This is a genomic window from Actinomadura geliboluensis (genome assembly GCF_005889745.1).
In the GTDB taxonomy this organism is placed as follows: domain Bacteria; phylum Actinomycetota; class Actinomycetes; order Streptosporangiales; family Streptosporangiaceae; genus Spirillospora; species Spirillospora geliboluensis.
In genome coordinates this window covers 1-5,909 of record NZ_VCKZ01000513.1, presented here as the reverse complement: position 1 = coordinate 5,909, position 5,909 = coordinate 1, and the positions used below count along the sequence as shown (strand labels likewise).

Genomic DNA, 5,909 nt, shown 5'->3' with positions numbered 1-5,909 from the left:
ACGGGTCCGGCCGGACCGCCGGCCCGGCCGCGGGAGGCCGCCCCCCCGCCGGCCACCGCTCCAGGACCCTCCGAACCCGCCACTCCCGCCTCCGCCTCAGACGCCGCCTCCGAGGCCGCTCCCCCCGCGGCGGGCGCCCCGGTGACCGAAGTCACAGGCGAGGAGCCCGCGCCGCGCCCCGGCCCGCAGGGCGACATCTCCCCCGAGCAGGTGCGCGAGCATCTGCGCCGCAGAGCCGTCTTCCTGCGCGAGCTGGCGGAGGCCCGCGAGCTGCGCGCCCGGGTGACGCCGCACCGGTCCCGCCGCGCGCGGATCCACGCGGCCCTGCGGCGCCGCACCTTCCGCATCAATTGATGGGGATTGGATAGGTTCTTGGCGCCAGGTACCAGTACGTGGTGCCGACTCCCGGTCTGACCGCCGGGTGCGGCGCCGAGTTTGACGGTGGGGCACGCGTCTGCGCGCCGCATCTGCGACCATGCCCTGGCAGGAGACGCGCCGGTGGGGTGGAAATGACGGATGTGGACGCGACGGACTTCGCCGTCGTGGTGTACCGGGAAGACGAGCGCTGGGAGGCCGAGATCCTCCCGGTGGCGCTGACCGAGGACCTCGCGGGGCTGATCCATGCCCTGCGCCAGCAGCCGAGCCTCGGCGGCACGGTCGGGCTGGTCTCGGTCGGCGACGACTTCTTCGTCGCGATCCGGCTCCTCGGCGACGACGTCATGGTGTTCCTGTCGGACGTCACGGCCTCGGTCGACTGGCCGCTGGCCGGCCAGGTGCTCGACTACCTCGACATCCCGATCCCGGAGGACGAGGAGCTCGACCAGGTCCTCCCGGTCGGCGACATGTCGATCTTCGCCGACCTGGGGCTGGACGAGATGGAGCTCGGCGCGATCTCCGGCGACCTGGAGCTGTACCCGGACGAGATGCTGCTCAGCATCGCCGGCCGCGTCGGTTTCGCGCCGGCCTTCGAGCGCGCCCTCGACGCCGTCCCCTGATCCCCTGTTCTCTCGGCCCCTGCGCGCCTGACGTCGTAGGCCGCGTCCGGCAGTCCCTGATCAGGCGGATGTCGGGAAACCGTGGGTTCGGGCGTAATCGTGCAGGCCGGCCCAGTCGTCGCCCGTGTGGCTGTGGGCGGGGTCCAGGCAGCCGAGGCTGATGGGGCGCCTGGCGTCATAGCGGGGCGCGCGCGTGTCCGGCGGGTTGGTGAAGTCGAGGACCTCGGCGATGTTGCGGGCGGCGGCGTCCCGCACGGTCAGCGGCTCCAGGCCCCAGCGCCACTCGATCGCCTTCAGCACGGACGTGTGGTCGTACACCTCGTGCGCGACGGCGCCGCGCCGGGCCCGCGGCGAGATCAGCAGGCACGGGACGCGGAAGCCGCGCAGCCCGGTGCCGAGGTCGGGGCGCGGGTCGGGGCCGGTGGGCGGCGGGACGTGGTCGAAGAACCCGCCCCACTCGTCGTAGTTGATCATGAAGAGGGTGCGCGGCCAGTTCGGCGACGTGACGAGCGCCGTGTAGACCTCGTTCAGGAACGCCTGCCCGAACCGGATGTCGGCGAGCGGGTGCTCGTCCTCGGACATGCCGGGCAGGAAGATCTCGCCGAGGAAGCCGGGCTCGACGAAGCTGACCGCGGGCAGCCGCCCGGCGAGGGCGTCGGCGCGGAACTCCCAGATGCTCCGGCTGATGTCGAGGTGGCGGAGCCCCCACAGCGCGGTGAACGGGACGTCGCTGAAGTAGTAGCGGCAGGAGACGCCCTTGGCCTTCAGCCGGTCCCAGATGGTGGTGGTCTCGGAGATCGTCAGCGAGTTGGAGATCCGGTCGGTCTGCGCCGCGTGCTGGTAGATCCGGTTGGGGAACGTGGACGACATGATCGCGGGGAAGTAGCGGTCGCAGACCGTCCAGTCGAGCGCGGCGTGACCGTGGAAGCCCAGGTCGGGGCCCTCGTAGTAGCCGATGGAGAACACGTCGTTGTTCCCGGCGCGCAGCCATCCGTCGCACTTGCCGTCGTTGTACTCGACGCGTCCGCCCGCGTAGGAGTGGTCGGGGTCCTGGAAGCCGCAGCCCCACGGCACCTTCAGATGGTGGGTGCCGTGCTCGTTGCCGTCGGCGTCGGTGAAGGTGAGGCCGGCCTGGCGGCCGTCCGCGCCTGGGAGCCAGCCGAGATAGTGGTCGAAGGACCGGTTCTCCATCATCACGACCACGATGTGGTCGATGCCGGACTCCGCCGGATCGGGGAGTTCGGCGACCGGTGCCCGTTTCGTCGCGGCGAGCTGGGCGGCGTGGGCCTCGGTGGACGACCCGCCGGCGGCGCCCGCCGCCAGGATCGCCGCGGCGCCCGCCGTCCCCGCCAGAAACCCGCGCCTGCTCAGTTCGTCCGCGCTCATGGCGTTCCTCCCGGATGGGGACCGCTGTGCAGTATCCGGACTTCCGGGACGCGGGGGAAGGACGGCAGCCGTCCGCCACCGGACAGAACCTGAAGTTTATTCACAACCGTGGCCGGGGAGCGGTGTCCGGATTCGACCGCGCACGAGGGGTGTGACCGCGACATCCCCGTGGGTCACAATGAGCACGTGTCCTACTTCGCCGCCGTGTTCGCGCGGACCCCGCAGGGCTGGGTCGGCGCCGAGGCCGTGCTCGCCGAGGCCGACCACGTCGACGACGTCGCCGACCTGATGCGCGAGGCCGCCGTCGAGTCCTACGGCGACCCGGTGCTGCTGCTGATCGAGCAGGACGACGACTGGTTCGCGGTCGTCCGGCTGGACGGGGAGGACGAGCCCCGCGCCTTCGTGTCCACCATCCGCGAGGACGGGCTCGGCGCGCTGTTCCAGCAGCTCGTCGGCGAGGTCCCGGACGGCGACTCCGGCGGCGACCCGGCCCTGCTGGAAGACCTCGGCGTCGAGGCCAAGCGGCTCGCCGACCTCGGCGAGCGCGCGCTGCCCGGCGACGCGCTCCTCGCGGTCGCCGAGCAGGCCGGCTTCGGCGAGGAATTCGACCGCCTCCGTGACTGAGCCCCGCCGTCCCGCGAACGCCTCCGATCCGGCGGGCGGTGTGACCGATCCCGTCCTCGCGCGGTACGTCCCGGCGATGCTGCGGGCGCTGGACGAGGCGCGCGCCGCCGCCGAGGCGGGGGAGATCCCCGTCGGGGCGGTCGTGCTGGACGCGTCCCGCGAGGTCATCGGCACCGGCCGCAACGACCGCGAGGCGTCCGCCGACCCCACCGGGCACGCGGAGATCGTCGCGCTGCGGGAGGCGGCGGCGTCCCTCGGCACGTGGCGGCTGTCCGGCTGCACGCTGGTCGTCACGCTGGAGCCCTGCACGATGTGCGCGGGGGCGTCCGTCCAGGCGCGCGTCGACCGGATCGTGTACGGGGCGGTCGACCCGAAGGCGGGCGCGATCGGGTCGCTGTGGGACGTCGTCCGGGACCGGCGCCTCAACCACCGGCCCGAGGTGATCGCCGAACTGATGGCCGACGAGTGCGCCGCACCGCTTATCGAGTTCTTCGCGCGCCGCAGAGTCGGGTAGGCTCTCCCGCGGTGGTGTCGCCTAGTGGACGAGGGCGCACGCCTCGAAAGCGTGTGAAGGGCAACCTTCCGTGGGTTCGAATCCCACCACCACCGCTCATACCGAGGGCCGCGACGAAGTCGCGGCCCTTTCTCGTGCTTGCGTCCTTTCGGGGTGGCTCAGCCGACCGTGACCAGGGCCACACCGGCCGCGGCCACGAGGAGGCCCACGCGTTGGACGGCGCGCAGGCGCTCGCTGTAGGCGATCCGCGCTAACAGCACCGTGATCGCCGGGTAGAGCGAGGTGAGGACGGCGGCCAGGCTCAGCAGGCCGTCGTGCACCGCGAGGAAGTACAGGACGTTCGCGCCCGCGTCCAGGCTCCCGGACAGCAGCGCGAGCCCGATCAGCGTCCGTCCGGACACCCGCGGGCCGAGGCCGCGGCCGCGCGCGACCAGGAACAGCACCGCCGCGACCACGACGAGCAGGTTGCCGACGCGGGCGCCGACGATCGGCCACAGGCCGCTGCCGTCCCCCGCCGCCTCCAGCAGGACGAAGAAGACGCCGAAGCAGGTGCCGGAGACGGCGGCCATGATCGGGCCGGAGTCCAGCCGGCGGCCTGCGGCGGCCGCGCCGCCGTCCCCGGCCTCCATGCTGACCAGGCCGATCGCGACGAGGCACAGCAGCACCCCGACGAGCACGGACGCGTCCAGCCGCTCGCCTTTCGCGATGCCCACGGCGACCGGCAGGACCGCCGCCGCCAGCGCGGACACCGGCGCCACCACGCTCATCGGCCCCCGCGCCAGCGCCCGGTAGAACGCGATCAGGCCGGCGCCGCCGCTCATCCCCGCCGCGAACCCCCACGCCAGCGGCCCGGGGCTCGCGCTCCCACCGCCGAGCAGTGCGGCCACCAGCACCACCACGAGCCCGATCGGGACGCACCAGGTCAGTGCCTTCAACGCCGTGGACTTGCGCGCCACGGCGCCGCCGAGGAAGTCGGCGACCCCGTAGGCGAGCGCGGCGCTCAGCGCGAGGACCGTGACCATCACCGTCCGCCGAGCAGCCGACTTCCGATCCGGACGTCCGGCGAGATCGCGCGCAGCAGCTCCGCCAGGCGGTCGCCCGCCTCGGTCAGCCGCTCCATCGGGTAGGGCGCGAGGCTCTCCAGCAGGAAGAGGCCGTTCTTCGTGTCCTCCGTCAGCCGCGTCCGGACGCACTGGCGCCAGTTCCACCGCCGGCACGTCACGCCGGCGTCGTCGCGCCACACGACCTCGCCCGCGTTCGGGTGCTCGACGGCGGGCTCCCCGCCCACGATGACGTCGAACGGCTCGTCCCCCGAGGCCCGGACCAGGCGCGCCGGCCCCCGGTAGGCGTCGAGGTCCTCGCCGCCGATCGGCAGCGCGTACGCGACGCTCACCGCGTTGTAGGCGTCCACGACCTTGTTGATGGTCGGCAACGCGTCCGCGCGCCGGAGCAGCGCGTCAACCGACGGGCGCGTCCGCTGCGGCTTGGCGCCGAACGCCCGGTACGCCTCGCGCCACGCCTCGACGTGCGGGTCCTCGGCGTCCGCCTTCGCCGCCGCCTCGGCCAGCCACCCCTCCGACTCCGCGTCCCCGGGCCCGTTCGCCAGCCCCTCCGCGGTCATCACGAGCACGGCGAAGTCGGGACGCAGCTCCCGGACGGCCTCGTCCACGACGACCTGCTCCAGCATTTTCGAACCCTCCATACGGTCACTTTAATGAAACGCCGATACCACTATACCGACCGACCGCGGCCTAGTCCGAACAACGGCCGGTGAGGATCCTTGTCTAGGCGGGGTCCGTCAGGTGGCGGTCAAGCGCCGCTGGACTTGAGCCAGTTCGTCGGGTTCCGCCTCCGTCGCGTGCCACATCAGGCGTAGGTCGTCACCGTGCCAACGGGGAACGAGGTGGACATGGAGGTGGAACACCTCCTGCCAGGCCGCCTCTCCGTTGGCCTGGACGATGTTGAGGCCGTCCGGTGCGAGGGTCGCACTCAGCAAGGCAGCAACCTTGTGGACCATCTGCGCCACCTGACCGTAGGCGGCTGCGGGGATGTCCCAGATGTTCGCCGCGTGCGCGCGCGGTACGACGAGGGTGTGGCCTGGGTTGGCAGGTGCGATGTCCAGGAATGCGACCGTGTGCTCGTCCTCGGCCACGCGGTAGGACGGCAGCCGGCCGGCGATGATCTCGCAGAAGGTGCAGGGGCTCATCCGCTTGATGATTCACCGGCGCCTTCGCTTCCGCCATAACGTGCACGGGCGGCGGGGCGGAGAGTGTGTGCCGCCGGTTCGGGGCCGGGCGGTGCTGCGCGGGCCAGGCCGACGCGCCATTTGTGGTCGCCGCCGGAGCCCTCGGCGATGTTGGCGCGGGCGTAGGCGAGGACCCTCTGGGGAC

The 5,909-nt window shown here is 72.5% G+C and carries 8 protein-coding genes and 1 tRNA gene; 5 read left to right on the top strand and 4 right to left on the bottom strand.

All coding sequences use genetic code 11. From position 1 onward, the window contains the following. Positions 1-141 precede the first annotated feature (141 nt). On the top strand, positions 142-354 hold the full coding sequence (locus ETD96_RS40015) for a hypothetical protein (RefSeq protein WP_138641692.1): 213 nt from the start codon (positions 142-144) through the stop codon (positions 352-354). A gap of 155 nt (positions 355-509) precedes the next feature. Continuing rightward, a complete protein-coding gene (locus ETD96_RS40010) occupies positions 510-995 on the top strand; it encodes a tRNA adenosine deaminase-associated protein (RefSeq protein WP_138641691.1) in 486 nt (161 codons plus the stop codon). Between the two features lie 60 nt (positions 996-1,055). On the opposite strand, the gene ETD96_RS40005 is transcribed toward ETD96_RS40010, so the two are convergent. Further along, complete coding sequence (locus tag ETD96_RS40005; protein WP_138641690.1) at positions 1,056-2,381, bottom strand: alkaline phosphatase family protein; 1,326 nt, start codon at positions 2,379-2,381, stop codon at positions 1,056-1,058. Positions 2,382-2,567: 186 nt separating this feature from the next. On the opposite strand from ETD96_RS40005, the gene ETD96_RS40000 reads away from it, so the two are divergent. From ETD96_RS40000 to ETD96_RS39990, 3 genes are all read left to right on the top strand, one after another. Beyond that, positions 2,568-3,005, top strand: a complete 438-nt coding sequence (locus ETD96_RS40000; protein ID WP_138641689.1) for a tRNA adenosine deaminase-associated protein — start codon at positions 2,568-2,570, stop codon at positions 3,003-3,005. A 76-nt stretch (positions 3,006-3,081) separates the two neighbouring features. Then, positions 3,082-3,519, top strand: coding sequence for a tRNA adenosine(34) deaminase TadA (gene tadA, locus ETD96_RS39995; RefSeq protein WP_138641694.1), 438 nt, complete (start codon positions 3,082-3,084; stop codon positions 3,517-3,519). A gap of 10 nt (positions 3,520-3,529) precedes the next feature. Continuing rightward, positions 3,530-3,614: transfer RNA gene (locus tag ETD96_RS39990), tRNA-Ser, on the top strand. Positions 3,615-3,677: 63 nt separating this feature from the next. Here the strand turns inward: ETD96_RS39990 and ETD96_RS47815 are convergent. The 3 genes from ETD96_RS47815 to ETD96_RS39975 all read right to left on the bottom strand — a co-directional run bounded on the left by ETD96_RS47815 (position 3,678) and on the right by ETD96_RS39975 (position 5,725). Further along, positions 3,678-4,541, bottom strand: a complete 864-nt coding sequence (locus ETD96_RS47815) for an EamA family transporter (RefSeq protein ID WP_138641688.1) — start codon at positions 4,539-4,541, stop codon at positions 3,678-3,680. Then, on the bottom strand, positions 4,541-5,221 hold the full coding sequence (locus ETD96_RS39980; RefSeq protein ID WP_240808564.1) for a B3/B4 domain-containing protein: 681 nt from the start codon (positions 5,219-5,221) through the stop codon (positions 4,541-4,543). Before ETD96_RS39980 ends, ETD96_RS47815 begins: the two co-directional genes overlap by 1 nt. A gap of 96 nt (positions 5,222-5,317) precedes the next feature. After that, entirely contained in the window at positions 5,318-5,725 is a 408-nt protein-coding gene (locus tag ETD96_RS39975; protein ID WP_138641687.1) for an HIT family protein, read from the bottom strand. Between the last annotated feature and the right edge of the window lie 184 nt (positions 5,726-5,909).